The 711-nt window shown below is 56.7% G+C and carries 1 protein-coding gene; it reads left to right on the forward strand.

Translation table 11 applies throughout. From position 1 onward, the window contains the following. On the forward strand, nucleotides 1–711 hold a 711-nt coding region (locus tag CWO89_RS44905; RefSeq protein WP_130584466.1), incomplete at both ends, for an IS630 family transposase.

Consider the following 711-nt stretch of genomic DNA (forward strand, 5'->3'; position numbering starts at 1 on the left):
TACGACGATGTTCGCCCAGGCGCGCCGAGAACGATCGATGACGAACGCGTGGCGCAGCTGATTAGAACGACGCTGCACACTAAGCCATCGGATGGTTCCACACATTGGAGCGTTCGCTCCGTGGCTGCCGAAACTGGCATCTCCAAGACCAGCGTACAGCGTTATTTTCGAACGTTCGGCTTGCAACCGCATCGCTCTGAAGGCTTCAAGCTGTCCAACGATCCTTTCTTCATCGAGAAGCTGCGCGACGTCGTCGGGCTGTATCTGAGCCCGCCCGACAATGCTTTGGTGATCTGTGTCGATGAGAAGAGTCAATGCCAAGCTTTGGAGCGCACGCAACCAATGCTGCCCATGGGCTTCGGTTACGTCGAAGGGATTACTCACGACTACAAGCGCCACGGGACCACCACGTTGTTCGCAGCGCTGAATGTGATTGATGGGACGGTGCTCGCCAGGTGCAAGCCGCGTCATCGGCATCAGGAATTCCTATCGTTCCTGCGCGAGATCGATAAAGCGGTTCCCATGGGGCTGGATATCCACTGCATCATCCACAATTACGCGACCCACAACCACCCGAAGATCAGGGCTTGGCTCGCGATCAGGCCCCGTTGGCACATGCACTTCATTCCCACCTACAGTTCCTGGCTTAACCAAGTGGAACGCTTCTTTGCGTTGATCACCGACAAGGCAATCCGCCGCGGCTCTTTCTCC

Source organism: Bradyrhizobium sp. Leo170 (assembly GCF_004296405.1).
Lineage (GTDB): Bacteria > Pseudomonadota > Alphaproteobacteria > Rhizobiales > Xanthobacteraceae > Bradyrhizobium.